We start from the raw sequence: 16,255 nt of genomic DNA, 5'->3' as shown, positions 1-16,255 counted from the left end.
AAAAAATACCAATTGTCTAGGAAAAATTAACTTCCGAATAAAGAAAAATTCTATTTTCTAAAATAATCAATTTATATCATATACTTAAACGATAATTCCAATTAAAGACCAAATGCCCCTTGGTTAATGGTATTTTTTTGGTATCATTTTTTCCGGAGGTATTCATGCCACATTACATTCTGGGAATCGACGGCGGCGGCACGAGCTGCCGCGCAGCAGTTGCGGACGCGACGGGACGGATCCTCGGACGCGGCAAGAGCGGCGCGGCCAATATCCTGAGCGATCCTGACAATGCGCTGATCCATATCATCGGCGCATCAAAGGCCGCATTCGAGGAAGCGGGGCTTGAACCGTCGCAGATCAGCTCGGCTGCGGCACTCGTCGGCGTAGCTGGCAGCAATGTCGGCGTTGCCGTCCATTATGTGAAAGAGCGCCTTCCCTTCGCGAAAGCCGATATCGAATCCGACGGGCTGATAGCGCTCCAGGGGGCGCTCGGCGATAGCGATGGCGCTGTGGCGATCCTTGGAACCGGCTCGATCTATATCTCCCGGCGCGACGACGAGATCAGCTATATCGGCGGCTGGGGCTTCCAGATCGGCGATCTCGGCAGCGGCGCCCGTCTGGGCCATGCCCTTCTGCAGGAAAGCGTGCTCGCCTTCGACCGCATCCACCCCTCCTCGCCGCTGACCGATGCCGTGATGGTGGAATTCAATTCCGATCCACGAGAAGTGGTCGAGTTTGCCCGCGCCGCGCAACCCGGCGATTTCGGCCGTCATGCGCCCAAGGTTTTCGACTATGCCGGCCGCAACGATCCGGTTGCCATCGCGCTATTGAAAGCATCAGCGCAGACGATCGACGAGGCGCTCGATGCCGTCGTGGCGCGGGGCAGCCGTAAGCTCTGCCTGCTGGGCGGCCTTGCGCCCCTTTATCGCCCCTGGCTGGCGGAGCGGCATCAGCCGCTGTTCGTTGACAGTGCTGCCGACGCCCTGACCGGCTCGGTTGCGCTCGCCGCAAAGCGATTCGGCGCGCATTCGGGAGGTGAGGCATGACCCAGCATCTCGAAGCTATCCTGCCGCTGGAAGGCTTGCAGGCCGGTGGATCCGGGCCGCTTTATCTGAAACTCCGGCAATCGCTGGAAGAGGCGATCCACTCGGGCAAGCTCAATCACGGCGACGCCCTGCCGCCAGAGCGGGATCTGGCCGATTATGCCAGCATCAGCCGCGTGACGGTGCGCAAGGCCGTCGATGATCTTGTCAAGGACGGACTGTTGGTGCGCCGGCATGGATCGGGCACCTTTGTCGTCAAGCCCGTCCACAAGGTGCAGCAATCGCTGTCGCGGCTGACCTCCTTCACCGAAGACATGCAGCGCCGAGGCCTCACCACCACGGCGCAATGGATCGAGCGCGGCCTCTTCCATCCCTCACCGGATGAAATGATGGTGTTGGGTTTGCAGGCCGACACGCTTGTCGCCCGCCTCGGTCGCCTGCGTATCGCCGACGACATGCCGCTTGCCATCGAGCGAGCAAGCATATCGGCCGAATTCCTGCCCGACCCCATTCGCATCGGCTCGTCGCTCTATGCCGAACTCGACAAGACCAAATCCCGGCCGGTGCGCGCCGTCCAGCGGATTTCCGCCTGCAGCCTCAAGGATCCCGATGCGGCGATGCTCGGGGTGAAGGCAGGGGCGGCCAGCCTTTCCATCGAACGCATTTCCTACCTCGCCTCCGGGCGGGTGGTGGAATTCACCCGCTCGCTCTACCGGGGCGATGCCTATGACTTTGTCGCGGAACTGACCCTGTCGGATTCCTGAACAGCGCCCAAAGAAGAAAGACACGACCATGCAGACGAATATGCGCCGCGAAATCGACGAAATCCCGGAAGCGGCAGCCCGCCTTCTCGAACAGTCACGCGAGGCCGTAAAGGCAACCGGCGCGGCCCTGCGCGAAAAGGACCCGGCCTTCTTCGTGACCATCGCGCGCGGCTCGTCCGACCATGCGGCGCTGTTCCTGAAATATGCGATCGAACTGACCACCGGCCGCCCGGTCGCCTCGCTCGGCCCGTCGCTGGCCTCGATCTACGGCGCGAAGATGCACCTGCAGGGGGCTGCCTCGATCGCGGTTTCGCAGTCCGGCAAAAGCCCTGATATCGTCGCCATGGCGGAAGCCGCGACCAAGGCCGGGGCCGTGACGATTGCGCTCACCAACACCCTGCCCTCGCCGATCGCCGAGGCCAGCACCCATCCGCTCGACATTCAGGCCGGCCCGGAAATCGCCGTCGCCGCCACCAAATCCTACGTCAACTCGATCGTCGCCGGCCTTGCCGTTCTCGGGGAATGGACGGGCGACGCAGCCCTGCAGCGCGCCGTCGCGGACCTGCCGGCACAGTTTGCCAAGGCGGTGAAACTCGACTGGCAGATGCTGGCAGACGAACTCGGCGATGCCGAATCCCTCTTCGTGCTCGGCCGTGGCCCGGCGCTCGCCATCGCCAGTGAAGCGGCGCTGAAGTTCAAGGAGACTTCCGGCATGCATGCGGAAGCCTATTCGGCCGCCGAAGTGCTGCATGGCCCGGTCGCCCTGGTCGAAAAGCGCTTCCCCGTCATCGGCCTCGCCGCCCGCGATGCCGCACAGGCCTCCGTCACCGGCATACTCGATGGCCTGAGCGCCAAGGGCGCACTCGCCTTCGTGACCTCGTCGGAAGCAAAATCGGCCAAGATCCTGCCTTTCGTCGAGACCGGGCATCCGATCACCGACGCACTTACGCTGATCCTGCCGTTCTATGGCTTCGTCGAATCCTGGTCGCGGTCGCGCGGCCTCAATCCCGACGCGCCCGTCGCCCTCAAGAAGGTCACGGAAACACGATGAGTACACGCACAGCAATCACCGGCGCCCGCATCTTCGACAGCCAGTTCTGGTATGACGATCAGGCATTGCTGCTGGATGGCGGCACGGTCACCGGTATTTTGCCGGAAAAAGACCTGCCGCCTGAAACCACGTTGATCGACGTCAAGGGACATCTGCTGGTTCCTGGCTTCATCGACCTGCAGGTCAACGGCGGCGGTGGCGTGATGCTGAACGACCATCAGGACGTCGAGGCCATCCGCACCATCTGCGCCGCGCATGCCAAATTCGGCACCACAGCGCTGCTGCCGACGCTGATCACCGATACGTTCGAGATCCGCCGCAAGACGATCGAAGCTGGCCTTCAGGCAAAGGCCGAGGGCGTACCCGGTTTCCTCGGCCTGCATATCGAAGGCCCGCATCTCTCGGTTGCCCGCAAGGGCGCCCATGATCCGGCGCTGATCCGGCCGATGGACCAGGCTGACCTTGAGGCGATGCTGGGCTGCGCCGACCAATTCGATGCCATGATGGTCACCGTTGCGCCGGAAAACACCACGGTCGATCAGGTCAGGGCAATTGCGGAGGCAGGGCTGATCGTCAGCATCGGCCATACCGATGCCGGCTATGCGACGGTTGCGGCCTATGCTGAAGCCGGCGCACGCACGGTTACGCATCTGTTTAACGCCATGAGCCCGCTCGGCCATCGCGAACCGGGTGTGGTCGGGGCGGCGCTCGATATCGGCAGCCTGCATGCCGGGCTGATCGTCGACGGCTTCCATGTCGATCCGGTTTCGATGCGGCTGGCACTGCGCGCCAAGAACGGTCCCGGCCGCATCTTCATCGTCACCGACGCCATGTCGACGATCGGATCCGACCAGACGGGTTTCCTGCTCAATGGCCGGGAAATCTTCCGCAAGGACGGCCGCCTGACGCTGGCCGATGGCACGCTGGCCGGCGCCGATATCGACATGCTGTCCTCGGTACGCTTCGCCCATGAGAAGCTGGACCTGCCGCTCGATGAAGCCATCCGAATGGCATCCGCCTATCCCGCCGACGCCGCCGGTATTTCCACCCGCAAGGGCCGGCTGATGCCGGGGCTAGGTGCGGATTTCGTGCTGCTGACGGACAATCTGGACATGGTCTCGACCTGGATCGGCGGACAGCGCGTCTTTCAGGCCTGACCTATCGCGCGGAGCCGAGCCGCGCTTTCAAGGCTCGAACCAGCCCTTCATCGGTCATCCTCGCGCTCGGCGGCACAAAGCCGAGCGACACGAGCCTGTCATCCTTCGCCGGCTCACTGCGCGAGCAGGACGAATGGACCTCGCTGATCGTCAGCCGCTCCAGAAGATCACTGACGCTATCGACCGTCACTCCGGAACCCGGCATTATCGAAATACGACCCTCGGCAATCCCGATGATTTCCGACAAGGTATCAATGCCATCAGGCGCGGTTCTGGCACCGCCGGAGGTCAGGATTCGCTCGAACCCGAGATCGACAGCGGTTTCTACCGCTTCTGCAAAATCCGGCACCAGATCGAAGGCCCGATGCAGCGTCTTGCCTAGCCCGGCTGCATGGCGCGACAGCTGTTCGAGGATCCCAATGTCGAGACGACCGTCCGCGCGGTTGGCGCCCAGCACCACCCCGGCAAGCCCGGCCGCGCGCGCCGCGTCGATATCGTCCCGCATGATTGCAAGTTCATCCGGCCCGAAGACGAAGTCGCCGGCGCGCGGACGGATCATCGCATAGACGGGAATATCGGCCTTTGCCGCCAGAGCCATGAGGCCGGCGGATGGCGTCAGCCCGCCGACGGAGAGTGCCGAACACAGTTCGATCCGGTCGGCGCCGCCGGCAACGGCAGCGGCCAATCCCGCCGCGTCCTCGACGCAGACTTCCAGCAGGACTTTCGTCATGTGCGCTCTCCGCCAAGGCCGAGGATCGCCGCACCGATAAGACCGGGCTCGACATGGCATTCGCCGGGCACGACGAGCGGCCGGTCGAACTTGCGCAGGATGCGGGAACGGACAGCCTTGTCGATCGCTGAGATCAGCGGCGTCACGTTCGACAGCCCGCCGCCGACCGGCACGATGGTTGCACCGGTAATGTTGATGGTCAGCGCCAGTGGAGAACTGACGAGATCGACCAGCACGTCGATGGTGCGGGCCGCCTCGGCGTCACCTTCCTGCCAGAGCCGGGTAATCTCAAGGCTCGGCAAAGCTTTGCCGTGCAGTGTCTGGTGCAGCCGCTCCATGCCGCGCGCACCGCCGATCGTATCGACGCAGCCGCGCTGGCCGCAGCCGCAATCGAAGAGTGGAATGGCGACGGGCGGCGTTCCGGCCATGGTTGCGACGGCCGGGCCATGGCCCCACTCGCCGGCGAACCCGCCTTCCGCATTGATGAGCCGGCCATCGACCACGAGACCACCGCCGACACCCGTGCCGATGATGGCACCGAGCACGATCCGATATCCCCGCCCGGCACCGGCGCCAGCCTCCGCCAGGGCGAAACAATCCGCGTCATTGGCAATCAACACCGGCAGATTCAGCCGTTCCGTCAGCTCCGCCGCCAGCTTTCGGCCGTCGATGCAGGGAATATTGGCGCATTTGATCGCCTGCGTCTCGGGATCGACGACGCCGGTGATGGAGATGGCGATGCAATCCGGCTTGCCGCCGGCCTCCGCGATAACAGCGCGAAGCGCCTCGACAAAGGCATCGAAATCATCGAGCGGCGTGACCCGCCGTTCCATCGGCTCGATACGTTCGGCCGAATAAGCAACCGCCCCCTTGATCGCCGAGCCACCAATATCGAAACAGACGATCATGCCTCACCCCGAACAAGGGATTCGAGGCTCAGTGCCGCAGAAAGCAGCCGCTCGTCTTCACCGGTCTGGCCAGAGAGCAGCAGCCCGACCGGCATGCCGGCATCACCGGTGCCGCAGGGAATGGAAACACCGCAGCCGTCGAGGAAATTGCCGATCAGCGTGTTGCGCAGGGTCTTGCCGTTGATCTTGAAGAACAAATCGTCATCGGCAACGAGCGGCGCAATCGCCGGCGCCACATGTGGCAGAGTTGGATGCACGATCAGTTCGCCGGGGTTCAGGCTTTCCTTGAACTGCCCGATCAGGCGACGACGAGCTTCCAGAATCGCGATGTAATCGGTCATGGCGATCTTTTCACCGAGCCGGGCACGAGCAACAACCCGCTGGTCCATGCGCGCTGCGGCATCGCCGAAGAGGCGTTCCTTGTGCAGGGCAAATGCTTCCGCCGTCACAAGCGCCCCGTGCCGGGCCATGAGTTCGAAGACCTCGGCGAAAACCGGAAAGGCGCGGCGCTCAACGGTGACGCCGGCTGCCTGCAGCCGCCTGATCGCCTGCTCGAATGCTTCAACGACGCCGGCTTCGGCATCTTCGAAGACGATCGTTTCGGCAACCACGAGCTTGATGCCACGAACGTCCGCGCGGGCGATTTCCGGAGCGGTACGGCCGCGCATCGCGGCATCGACCCAGATCGCGTCCTGTACGGTGCGGCAGAGCGGGCCGAGCGAATCAAGGCTGCTTGCCAGCGGAAAGATGCCATCCATCGCATAACGGCCACGCGTCGCCTTGTAGCCGACGATGCCGTTGAAGGCGACGGGAATACGGATCGACCCGCCAGTGTCAGTCCCCATCGCAACCGGCACCAATCCAGCCGCAACCGCGACGGCCGATCCCGACGAGGAGCCACCGGGAATACGCGGTTCATCCTTTGACATCGGATTATGCGGCGTCCCGTAATGCGGGTTGATGCCGAGGCCCGAAAAGGCGAACTCGCTGAGATTGGTGCGCCCGACACTGACCATGCCGGCATTTGCCAGCACCTTGACCACCGGCGCATCCTGCTTCGCGGGAGCCTGATCCGACAGGACCACGGAGCCAGCCTTCGTCACGGAACCCTGCGTGTCAAACAGGTCCTTCCAGGCGATGGGAATGCCGTCCAGCAGACCCAGCGAGCGGCCGGAGCGGATACGGTTCGAAGCGGCTCTCGCTTCATACAGGGCACGCTCACCGAGCACCTCGGTGAAGATCGACTGATCCTTGTAGCCGGCTATCTTGTCGAGCACGGTCTGAGCCAGCTCGACTGGATCGAGTGCGCTGGATTGCAACAGGACCGACAGGCCCGCAACCGACATGTTTCCGTCCACTTCAGCCATCGTTCCGTATCTCCATGCCATTTTGTCTTGCCGGTAGCATATCGGCGCGGCCGCCGCCATGGCAGCATCTTGCAACGGCTGCGCATATGATTTTCCAAGCATACAGGGCACTCATCGACCTTGCTCGTCCGCCATGGCCTGCCTACATGCCAAGGCAGCGGCAAACATGCCGCCAGCATGGAGACCGGAATGATATTCGATGCCGCGCGGCTTGCCTTTGCCAATCTCTTTGCGCCGGAAACGCGCTCCGTGTTCTGGAAGGTTCTGGGACTGACAATCTTGGTGCTGGTCGGACTCTGGCTGGCGCTGCGCGAAACCTTCATCTATTTCACTCTGCCATGGATCGACCAGCTTATTCCCGGAACGGCGGGCTGGGAGGGCTGGCTGACCTTCGTCATCGGCATTTTTGCAAGCCTTGGCCTCGCCCTGGTGCTGGCCTTGCTACTCGCCCCCGTCACCGCGCTGATCGCTGGCTTCTTCCTCGATGATGTCGCCGAGGTGGTCGAGCGGCGCGATTATCCGCAAGACGCAGCGGGACGCCCCTTGCCGCTTGGCGAGGCGATTTCCGGAACGCTGAAATTCCTCGGCGTCATCATCGTCGGTAATATTATCGCGCTGTTCCTGCTGCTCATTCCCGGCATCAACCTGATCGCCTTCTTCCTGGTCAATGGCTATCTTCTCGGCCGCGAATTCTTCGAATTCGCCGCCATGCGCCATCGCCCGCCGGCCGAAGCGCGGCTGTTCCGGGCAAAACATGCCGGCACCGTCTTTCTTGCTGGCCTCGTCCTCGCCGCCTTCCTTGCCGTCCCCCTGCTCAACCTGCTGACACCGCTCTTTGCGGCCGGGATGATGGTGCATCTCCACAAGAAACTGTCGCACCGCGACCCGGCCTTCAGCCAGTAGCTGGGTGCCGCAACATCGCGCTAAGTTATTCAATACGTCCATATTGACAAAATGTCTAATTCAATGGATAAGGCGGCATGCCTCATCCATTGACCCCGTTCATTCCCGTTTGCGATGCGATCGCCACGCTGTTTTCACCGCATGTGGAAGCTGTCCTGCATGATCTCGAAACCGGCCTGATCTTCCATCTCTCGACCGCCTTTTCCAAACGGCGGCCGGGCGACAGTTCGCTCAACGAGGACGGTCTCACCGCCTCGCTGGAGGACAATGTCATCGGCCCTTATCCCAAATCCAACTGGGACGGGCGCAAGCTGAAGGCGATCACGGCCGTGCTGCGCGACGATAGCGGCAAGCCGATCGGCCTTCTCTGCATCAATCACGATATCCAGGCCTTTGCCGGTCTCTTCGACCAGTTGAAATCCATGATGGATTTTGCGGAGACGACCCCGAAGACATCCGCCCTGATGGCCGACGACTGGCGAGAAGCGGTCAATGCGGTGATCGGTGATTTCCTCGCCACCCGCCGGACGACGCTCGCAGGCCTGACGGGAGCCGACATGGACGGCCTCATCGGCATGCTCGATGCGCGCGGCGTCTTCGCGATTCGCAAGGCCGTTCCCTATGTGGCCGAAATCCTCAAGCTTTCGCGCGCGACGATCTACAATCGCCTCGGCACTATACGACAAAAACAGGACTCCGAAGGAGACGACAGATGACGGTTTCCATGCGCCCGATGCGGGATTTCGCCCTTGAAGCCTATATGTCCAAGTGGGAATTCGTCGCCAAATACAACATGACCGGCTCCGATGCGGAAAGCCTGCGCCTGCCGGCTCTTCTCGACATGGCCAGCGAGGCTGAACGCGCAGATTTTGAAAACCTGAGCCTCGGCTACACCGAAACCTTTGGCGCGCCCGCGCTCCGGCAAGAGATCGCCGCAACCTATGACAGGGTCACGCCGGAAAACCTGCTGTGCTTCGCCGGCGCCGAAGAGGCGATCTATATCGCCATGAAGGTGCTGCTGACGGCAGATGATCACGCCATCGTCGTTACGCCGAATTATCAGGCCGCCGAAACCATCCCGCTCAGCATTTGCGAGGTTACCGGCGTTGCACTGGAGATCGACAATCACTGGAACCTCGATATCGGCCAGATCGAGGCCGCGATCCGTCCGAACACCAAGCTGATCTCGATCAACTTTCCCAACAATCCGACCGGCAAGATCATTTCGCAGGATACTTTCAACGCCCTTGTCGCGCTTTGCCGCAAGCATGGCATCTGGCTGTTCAGCGACGAGGTCTACCGTCTGATTGAAAAGGACGAGACGCTCCGGCTGCCGCAGGCGGTGGATGTCTACGAGCGCGGCATTTCGCTCAACGTCATGTCGAAAGCCTATGGCCTGCCGGGCCTGCGCATCGGCTGGCTCGCCTGCAAGGATCGCGATTTTCTCGTGCGCTGCGAGCGCTACAAGCACTTCCTGTCGATCTGCAATTCGGCGCCGTCCGAGGTGCTTGCGCGGATCGCGCTGAAGAACCGTGACCGGATCCTCTCCCGCACCCGCGCCATCGTGCGCGACAATATCGGCCAGTTGAATGCGTTCTTCGCCGAATTCCCGCATCTGTTCGACTGGCGTGAGCCCGATGGCGGCTGCGTCGCCTTCATCCGCTACAAGGGTGCCGATGGTGTCGAGGCGTTTACCCGAAGACTGGTCGAGGAAGCCGGCGTCTTCTTCCTGCCCTCCAGTGTCTATCGGTCCGACCTGACCCCCGTCCCGCAAGACTGCCTGCGCGTCGGCTTCGGCCGCCTGCACGTGCCGGAGGGCATCACCGCGCTGCGCAACTGGCTGACGCGCAATGGCGCCTGAAAAGCAAATGTGCAATCTGATGGGATCGGTTCCGTCGGAGAGAGCAGCGTGTACAATTTCAATCACCTGGAACGCCGTGCCAAGGATCTGATCGCGACCGGAAACATCGCGGATGCCATCAAGATTTACCTGTTCATGGCGGACGGCGACCAGTCCCTGGATGGCGGGTACCTTGGGGAGCGGCTTGGCGCTTGCTACGAGACGCTAGGCGATCTTCACGCCGCAAAATACTGGTATGGGCGCGCAATCGAGGAAAACCCCGAGGTCAGGCTGAACGCCATCAAGGCGCGTGAAAGGCTCAGCGAGATCAGCATCGACACCCTTCTGTAACCAGCTAGATATCCGCCTCGCGCAAGCGATATCCGACACCGGTTTCCGTGGTGATGTATTGCGGCTGATCGGGTATCGCCTCGATCTTCTGGCGCAGCTGACGGACATAGACGCGCAGGTACTGCACGTCGTCTGCATGGCCCCAGACCTGCTTCAACAGGAACTGATGCGTCAGCACCTTGCCGGCATATTGCACGAGAATGCGCAGGATATCGTATTCCTTGGGCGATAGTTTCACCTCGCGCTCATCGACCCGGACGATACGTTTGACCAGATCGACGGAAAGCCCGCCGGTGTGGAACACCGGCTTTTCGCCCTGTTGCTGCAGCCGGTGGCGCAGCGCAACGCGGATGCGGGCGACCAGTTCGTTCATCCCGAACGGTTTCGCCACATAGTCGTCTGCGCCCAACTCCAGCGCCTTGACGATGCCGGCTTCGTCGGTGCGGCTCGACAGGATGACGATCGGGACCGTCAGCCCCTCCGCCCGCCAGCCCTGCAAGAGGTCGTGCCCCGGGATATCCGGCAGCCCGAGATCGAGCAGGATGAGGTCCGGTGGGTCGTCTGTGACCATGGCCCGCGCGGCCTTGCCGTTCCCTGCCTCAATGACGGCATAATCCTGCGTCGCCAGCCCGACGCGGAGCAGCCGCCGGATCGGCGGTTCGTCATCGACGACGAGAATCTTGACGGCCGACTGGCTCATGTCATGTCCTTCAAGTTGGGCGCGTCCGGCAGGAGTGGCAGGCTGATGGTGAAGATCGCGCCGGAACGATCCTTGCGATTATCGGCCGATATGGTTCCGCCCATGGCTTCGATGAAACCGCGGCAGATCGACAGGCCGAGCCCGGTTCCGGCCCGCACATGGTCGCCCTTGCGCACACGGTAGAACGTATCGAAGACCCGCTCGAGATCGGCTGCCGGAATGCCCGGCCCCTCGTCAAAAAGCCGGATCAATACGGTCGCGCCATCCACGTCCGCCTGCAGATTGACGGTCGATCCCTCCGGCGCGTATTTCGCGGCATTGTCGAGAAGATTGAACAGCACCTGCTCGAACAGCACGGGATCGACCTTAACCATCGGCAGGTCGCTCGGCACGCGCACATCGACATGGTGATGGATCATGATCTTGCGGGCGCGCCTCAGCGTACTGCCGACGATATCCCCGATATAGTGGAAGCCTGTCTTCGGCTCCATCGCGCCTGCCTCGATCCGCGTCATGTCGAGCAGATTGGCGATGAAGCGGTTCAGCCGCTCGGACTCGTCCGTCACCGTCGTCAAAAGTTCGGAGCGATCCTCTTCCGGCAGGGCGGAATGATAGTCGCGCAGTGTTCCGGCGGCCCCCATGATGGCGGCAAGCGGTGTCTTCAGGTCATGCGAGATCGATGTCAAAAGCGCCGAGCGCAGCCGCCCCGCCTCCTCCGCCAGGCGCGCCGCATCGATATCGGCAACCAGCTGCACTCGCTCGATGGCGAGCGCTGCCTGGTCGGCGAGCGCGTCCAGCAGGCGTTGCTGTTCCGGTGTCAGCAGTGGTCCCTGCCGGTCCCCGTCCAAACCGATGACGCCGATGGCGGCGCGGCCGGTGCGCAAGGGCACATAGAGACGTTTGGCACCGGGAAGCGTATCGGCGCCCCGGCCGGCGGCGCGATTGTGCTCCCAGGCCCAGCGAGCTGCCGCGATATCCGCGTCATCAAGCGTATCATCCGGCGGATAGCCGGCCTTGACCGCGATTGCTCCATCCTCCGGCAAGAGCAGGACCACCCGAAGCTTCAACATCGACGCCAGCTGAAAGGCCGTTGCCCAGAGCACGTCGTCCAGCGTCCCGGTGCCCGCAAGCTTCTTGCTGAACAGATAGAGGTCTTCCGTCGTTCGGGTTCGCCGGCGGGCGGCGGCCGCCTGCCGTTGCACGCTGGCCGTCAGGTTGCTGGCGATAACGGCCACGACGAAAAACAGGATAAAGGCAACGACGCTGTCGGGATCGCTTATATCGAGCGTATAGAGCGGCTGCAGAAAAAAGAAATTCAAACATACAGCGCTGACGACACTGGCGAAGAGCGCCGGCTTCAAGCCTTCCGTTACCGCTGAGGTCAGCACCGCCATCAGGAAGACGAGCGCGATATTGCGCACGTCCAGCGACTGATCGAGCAGAAAGCCGACGACAAGCGCACACCCGACGTAAAGCGTCGATAGCACATAGGGCTGAAAGCTGAACGGCACGGACACGGGGGCTGTCTTCACGCCCGTTGCCACGGCAGACGCGTCGCGGTCGTCGCCGGCGATCACATCAACGCTGATCGCGCCGGCAGAGCGGATCAGGTTCGCGGTCACCGAGCCCTGCAGCCACTCGCGCCATTGAGGTTTTCTCGGGCTACCGACGACAATATGCGTCACATTGGCGGAGGCCGCATGCCGCATGACCTCTTCCGCGACATCGGAACCGGGCAGGCTCAGGGCCTCGCCACCGAGATGCTCCGCCAACCGAAGCGTCGCGGCAATCCTGTCGCGCGCGGCCTCCGACAGATGCACCGATCGGGCCGTCTCCACATGCAGCGCAACGAGCGGGGCGCGCAACCGGTCGGCAAGACGAACGGCATGGCGCACCAGCGAGGCGCTGCGGGCGTCCTCATCGACGCAGACGAGCACGCGGTCCCCGGCCGCCCAAGGCCCGGAAATCGCATGCGCCTGCATGTGGGTCAGCAATTGCGCATCGACTCGCTGCGCCGTCCGCCTAAGCGCCAGTTCGCGCAGCGCCGTCAGATTACCCGGGGAAAAATAGTTCTCCAGCGCCCGATGCGCGGTTTTTCGAACGTAGACCTTGCCTTCATTCAGACGTTTGATCAGGTCGTCCGGTGTCAGGTCGATGATCTCGATATCGTCAGCCCGGTCGATGATCGAGTCCGGCACCGTTTCGCGCACGCGGATCCGGGTGATCTGCGCCACGACATCGTTCAGGCTTTCGACATGCTGGATGTTGAGCGTCGTATAGACGTCGATACCGCGCGATAAAAGTTCCTGCACATCGAGATAGCGTTTCGGATGACGGCTGCCGGGGGCATTGGTATGGGCGAGTTCGTCAACGAGCACGAGGCTGGGACGGCGTGCCAGGATTGCGTCCAGGTCCATCTCGTCAAGCTGTCTGCCCTTGTAGTCGATAAAGGCGCGCGGCATGACCTCGAGACCGGCGGCCAATGCTTCGGTCTCGCGGCGGCCATGGGTTTCGACGACCCCCACAATGACGTCGACGCCCTCTGCCTTTCGGGCATGGGCGGCGGTGAGCATTTCATAAGTCTTGCCGACGCCGGGCGCGGCGCCAAGGAAAATCTTCAGGCGGCCGCGCGTTTCCCGCTCGGCCCGCTGCAGCAGGGCGTTAGGGGACGGTCTTGTATCCGGATCACGGTTGTCGTCTCGCATTGATCTTTCAGTCTTCCTCCGTCATCGACGGAAAGCGGTCGATGCCACTTTCCGTCACGGGCGCGATCGGCGTCAGACAGCTTTATCAAGCGCAATGTTGAGCGCCAAGACATTGACGACGGGTTCGCCGAGAATACCAAGTTCGCGAGGCTGGATCGCCTGATCGACCAGCGCGCGCACCTTGGCCTCGTCCATGCCCCGGGCCTTGGCGACACGCGGCACCTGGAAATAGGCCGCATCCGGCGAGATATGCGGATCGAGACCGCTTCCCGACGTCGTCACCAATTCCATCGGCACGGCGGCACTCGGATTTTCCGCCTTCAGGGCTTCGGCCTCGGCCTTGATACGATCCAGCAACTTCGGATTGGTTGGCCCCAGATTGGAGCCGCTGGAGGCGGCGGCATTATAGCCGTCGCCAGCAGCCGAGGGGCGGCCGTGGAAATAGCTGTCTCCGGCAAAGACCTGGCCAATCAGGGAGGAGCCGACGACGGTGCCGTCCTTCTCGACAAGGCTGCCATTGGCCTGATGCGGGAACAGGGCCTGGGCAATGCCGGTCATACCCAGCGGATAAGCAAGGCCAGTGATCAGCGTGATGGCGGCTATCATGACCAGTGCGGGTCTAACTTGTTTCAACATATCCAAAACTCCTTAAACGAGACCGAGGGCGGAGATGGCCAGATCGATGGCTTTGATGCCGATGAAGGGCACGATCACGCCGCCAAGGCCGTAGATCAAAAGATTGCGCGACAGCAGCGCACCGGCGCCGACGGCGCGATAGGTGACGCCCTTCAGCGATAGCGGGATCAGCGCGACGATGACCAGCGCGTTGAAGATGATCGCCGACAGGATGGCGCTTTGCGGCGAGGCGAGCCCCATGATGTTGAGCGCCGAAAGCTGCGGGTAGAAGGCCAGGAACATCGCCGGGATGATGGCGAAATACTTGGCGATGTCGTTGGCGATCGAGAATGTCGTCAGCGCGCCACGGGTCATCAGCAATTGCTTGCCGATCTCGACGATCTCGATCAGCTTCGTCGGATCACTGTCGAGATCGACCATGTTGCCGGCCTCGCGGGCGGCAACCGTGCCGGTGTTCATCGCGACGCCAACATCGGCCTGCGCCAGCGCCGGCGCATCATTGGTGCCGTCGCCGCACATGGCGACGAGCTTGCCCTTGGCCTGCTCCTCGCGGATCAGCGACAGCTTGTTTTCCGGCGTTGCCTGGGCGAGGAAATCGTCCACTCCGGCTTCGGCTGCGATGGCGGCTGCCGTCATCGGGTTGTCGCCGGTGATCATCACCGTGCGGATGCCCATGCGGCGCAGTTCGGCGAAGCGTTCGCGAATGCCGCCCTTGACGATATCCTTGAGGTGGACGACGCCCATCAGCCTGTTATCGCGGACAACGGCGAGCGGCGTGCCGCCGGACTTGGCGATTTCGTCGGCAATCGCCTGGATTTCCCGCACAGTTTCCTGACGCGCCGAGGCGCTCTGACTGTTGACGTAATTCAGGACCGCTTCGACAGCGCCCTTGCGGATGGACGACCCGTCCAGATCGACACCGCTCATGCGGCTCTGCGCCGTGAAGGGCACGAAGGTGGCATGCAACTCTGCCATGTCGCGGGCACGAATGCCGTATTTTTCCTTGGCAAGCACGACGATCGAGCGGCCTTCCGGCGTCTCGTCGGCAAGCGAGGCCAATTGCGCGGCATCGGCCAGTTCTTGCTGCGAGACACCGGAAACAGGGCGAAGCTCGGTCGCCTGGCGATTGCCGAGCGTGATCGTGCCGGTCTTGTCGAGGAGCAGCGTATCGATATCGCCGGCCGCCTCGACGGCGCGGCCGGACATGGCGAGCACGTTGAACCGAACGAGGCGGTCCATGCCGGCAATACCGATCGCCGACAGAAGCGCGCCGATCGTCGTCGGGATCAGCGTCACGAACAGGGCGACGAGAACGATGACCGGGATCGAGCCGCCGGCATAGGTGGCAAAGCTCGGAACGGTCGCCACGGCCAGCACGAAGATCAGCGTCATACCGGCAAGCAGGATGTTCAGCGCGATCTCGTTCGGCGTCTTCTGGCGTTCGGCGCCTTCGACCAGCGAAATCATCCGGTCGATGAAGGTGGAGCCGGCAGCGGCACTGATGCGCACCCGGATCCAGTCCGAAAGGACCTGCGTGCCGCCCGTGACGGCCGAGCGGTCGCCGCCGGATTCGCGGATGACGGGCGCCGATTCACCGGTAATCGCGGCCTCGTTGACCGAAGCAACACCTTCGATCACCTCGCCGTCGGAGGGAATGATCTCGCCGGCCTCGACCAGCACGATATCATCCACCTTGAGGCTGGTGCCCGAGACCATCTTGAAGTTTTTCAGGTCCGGGCCGGTGAGCAGCTTGGCCTGCGTTTCGGTGCGGGTCTTGCGCAGCGATTCCGCCTGCGCCTTGCCGCGGCCTTCCGCTACGGCTTCGGCAAAATTGGCAAAAAGCACCGTGAACCACAGCCAGATATTCAGCTGCAGCGAAAAGCCGAGGCCTTCGCCACCGGTGACGAGATCGCGCAGAAACAGGATCGCGGTCAGCGACGAGACGACGGCGACGACGAACATCACCGGATTGCGGGCGAGCGTGCGCGGGTCGAGCTTGGTGAAGGCCGAGCCGATGGCGGGAAGCAGGATGCGAGAGTCCAGAAGATTTGCAGATTTGGACTGGCTCATGGAGAACTCCAGTTTCTTTTGTTTTGT

Annotated in this window: 15 protein-coding genes; 8 read left to right on the top strand and 7 right to left on the bottom strand. The window is 62.5% G+C overall.

Annotation, left to right across the window (positions count from 1 at the left end; genetic code table 11):
* Positions 1-164 precede the first annotated feature (164 nt).
* The 4 genes from ASG68_RS15635 to nagA are packed head-to-tail and all read left to right on the top strand — an operon-like array spanning position 165 to position 4,018.
* Positions 165-1,049 carry an N-acetylglucosamine kinase gene (locus ASG68_RS15635; protein ID WP_062581930.1) on the top strand — a complete coding sequence of 295 codons (885 nt, stop codon included), beginning with the start codon at positions 165-167 and terminating at the stop codon, positions 1,047-1,049.
* Positions 1,046-1,810 (top strand): GntR family transcriptional regulator, encoded by a 765-nt coding sequence (locus ASG68_RS15630; protein WP_062581928.1) that lies wholly within the window; start codon positions 1,046-1,048, stop codon positions 1,808-1,810. The genes ASG68_RS15635 and ASG68_RS15630 overlap by 4 nt, the downstream gene beginning before the upstream one ends.
* A gap of 28 nt (positions 1,811-1,838) precedes the next feature.
* Positions 1,839-2,861: an SIS domain-containing protein gene (locus ASG68_RS15625; protein WP_062581926.1), complete on the top strand. Its 1,023-nt coding sequence runs from the start codon at positions 1,839-1,841 to the stop codon at positions 2,859-2,861.
* Positions 2,858-4,018, top strand: a complete 1,161-nt coding sequence (gene nagA / locus ASG68_RS15620) for an N-acetylglucosamine-6-phosphate deacetylase (RefSeq protein ID WP_062581924.1) — start codon at positions 2,858-2,860, stop codon at positions 4,016-4,018. Before ASG68_RS15625 ends, nagA begins: the two co-directional genes overlap by 4 nt.
* A gap of 1 nt (position 4,019) precedes the next feature.
* Here nagA and ASG68_RS15615 read toward each other — a convergent pair whose 3' ends face one another.
* The 3 genes from ASG68_RS15615 to ASG68_RS15605 are packed head-to-tail and all read right to left on the bottom strand — an operon-like array spanning position 4,020 to position 7,014.
* Positions 4,020-4,748: a copper homeostasis protein CutC gene (locus ASG68_RS15615; RefSeq protein ID WP_062581922.1), complete on the bottom strand. Its 729-nt coding sequence runs from the start codon at positions 4,746-4,748 to the stop codon at positions 4,020-4,022.
* Entirely contained in the window at positions 4,745-5,656 is a 912-nt protein-coding gene (locus ASG68_RS15610) for an ROK family protein (protein ID WP_062609894.1), read from the bottom strand. The genes ASG68_RS15615 and ASG68_RS15610 overlap by 4 nt, the downstream gene beginning before the upstream one ends.
* Positions 5,653-7,014, bottom strand: coding sequence for an amidase (locus ASG68_RS15605; RefSeq protein ID WP_413814022.1), 1,362 nt, complete (start codon positions 7,012-7,014; stop codon positions 5,653-5,655). Before ASG68_RS15605 ends, ASG68_RS15610 begins: the two co-directional genes overlap by 4 nt.
* Positions 7,015-7,212: 198 nt before the next feature.
* Between ASG68_RS15605 and ASG68_RS15600 the strand changes: the two genes are divergently transcribed.
* The 4 genes from ASG68_RS15600 to ASG68_RS15585 all read left to right on the top strand — a co-directional run bounded on the left by ASG68_RS15600 (position 7,213) and on the right by ASG68_RS15585 (position 10,117).
* A complete protein-coding gene (locus ASG68_RS15600) occupies positions 7,213-7,926 on the top strand; it encodes a sulfate transporter family protein (protein WP_062581916.1) in 714 nt (237 codons plus the stop codon).
* Positions 7,927-8,003: 77 nt separating this feature from the next.
* Positions 8,004-8,642: a transcriptional regulator gene (locus tag ASG68_RS15595; RefSeq protein WP_062603583.1), complete on the top strand. Its 639-nt coding sequence runs from the start codon at positions 8,004-8,006 to the stop codon at positions 8,640-8,642.
* An 8-nt stretch (positions 8,643-8,650) separates the two neighbouring features.
* Positions 8,651-9,787, top strand: a complete 1,137-nt coding sequence (locus tag ASG68_RS15590; protein WP_062582403.1) for an aminotransferase class I/II-fold pyridoxal phosphate-dependent enzyme — start codon at positions 8,651-8,653, stop codon at positions 9,785-9,787.
* 48 nt (positions 9,788-9,835) lie between these two features.
* Positions 9,836-10,117 carry a hypothetical protein gene (locus ASG68_RS15585; protein ID WP_244484244.1) on the top strand — a complete coding sequence of 94 codons (282 nt, stop codon included), beginning with the start codon at positions 9,836-9,838 and terminating at the stop codon, positions 10,115-10,117.
* Between the two features lie 4 nt (positions 10,118-10,121).
* On the opposite strand, the gene ASG68_RS15580 is transcribed toward ASG68_RS15585, so the two are convergent.
* From ASG68_RS15580 to kdpB, 4 genes are all read right to left on the bottom strand, one after another.
* Entirely contained in the window at positions 10,122-10,817 is a 696-nt protein-coding gene (locus tag ASG68_RS15580) for a response regulator transcription factor (RefSeq protein ID WP_062581910.1), read from the bottom strand.
* Positions 10,814-13,522 carry a sensor histidine kinase gene (locus ASG68_RS15575; RefSeq protein ID WP_062581909.1) on the bottom strand — a complete coding sequence of 903 codons (2,709 nt, stop codon included), beginning with the start codon at positions 13,520-13,522 and terminating at the stop codon, positions 10,814-10,816. Before ASG68_RS15575 ends, ASG68_RS15580 begins: the two co-directional genes overlap by 4 nt.
* A gap of 72 nt (positions 13,523-13,594) precedes the next feature.
* On the bottom strand, positions 13,595-14,158 hold the full coding sequence (gene kdpC / locus ASG68_RS15570; protein WP_062581907.1) for a potassium-transporting ATPase subunit KdpC: 564 nt from the start codon (positions 14,156-14,158) through the stop codon (positions 13,595-13,597).
* Positions 14,159-14,170: 12 nt separating this feature from the next.
* Positions 14,171-16,228 carry a potassium-transporting ATPase subunit KdpB gene (gene kdpB / locus ASG68_RS15565; RefSeq protein WP_062581905.1) on the bottom strand — a complete coding sequence of 686 codons (2,058 nt, stop codon included), beginning with the start codon at positions 16,226-16,228 and terminating at the stop codon, positions 14,171-14,173.
* Positions 16,229-16,255 lie beyond the last annotated feature (27 nt).

Source organism: Rhizobium sp. Leaf453, assembly GCF_001425605.1.
Lineage (GTDB): Bacteria > Pseudomonadota > Alphaproteobacteria > Rhizobiales > Rhizobiaceae > Pararhizobium.
The sequence above is the reverse complement of the archived record's forward strand: the minus strand, read 5'-3'. Positions and strand labels throughout refer to the sequence as shown.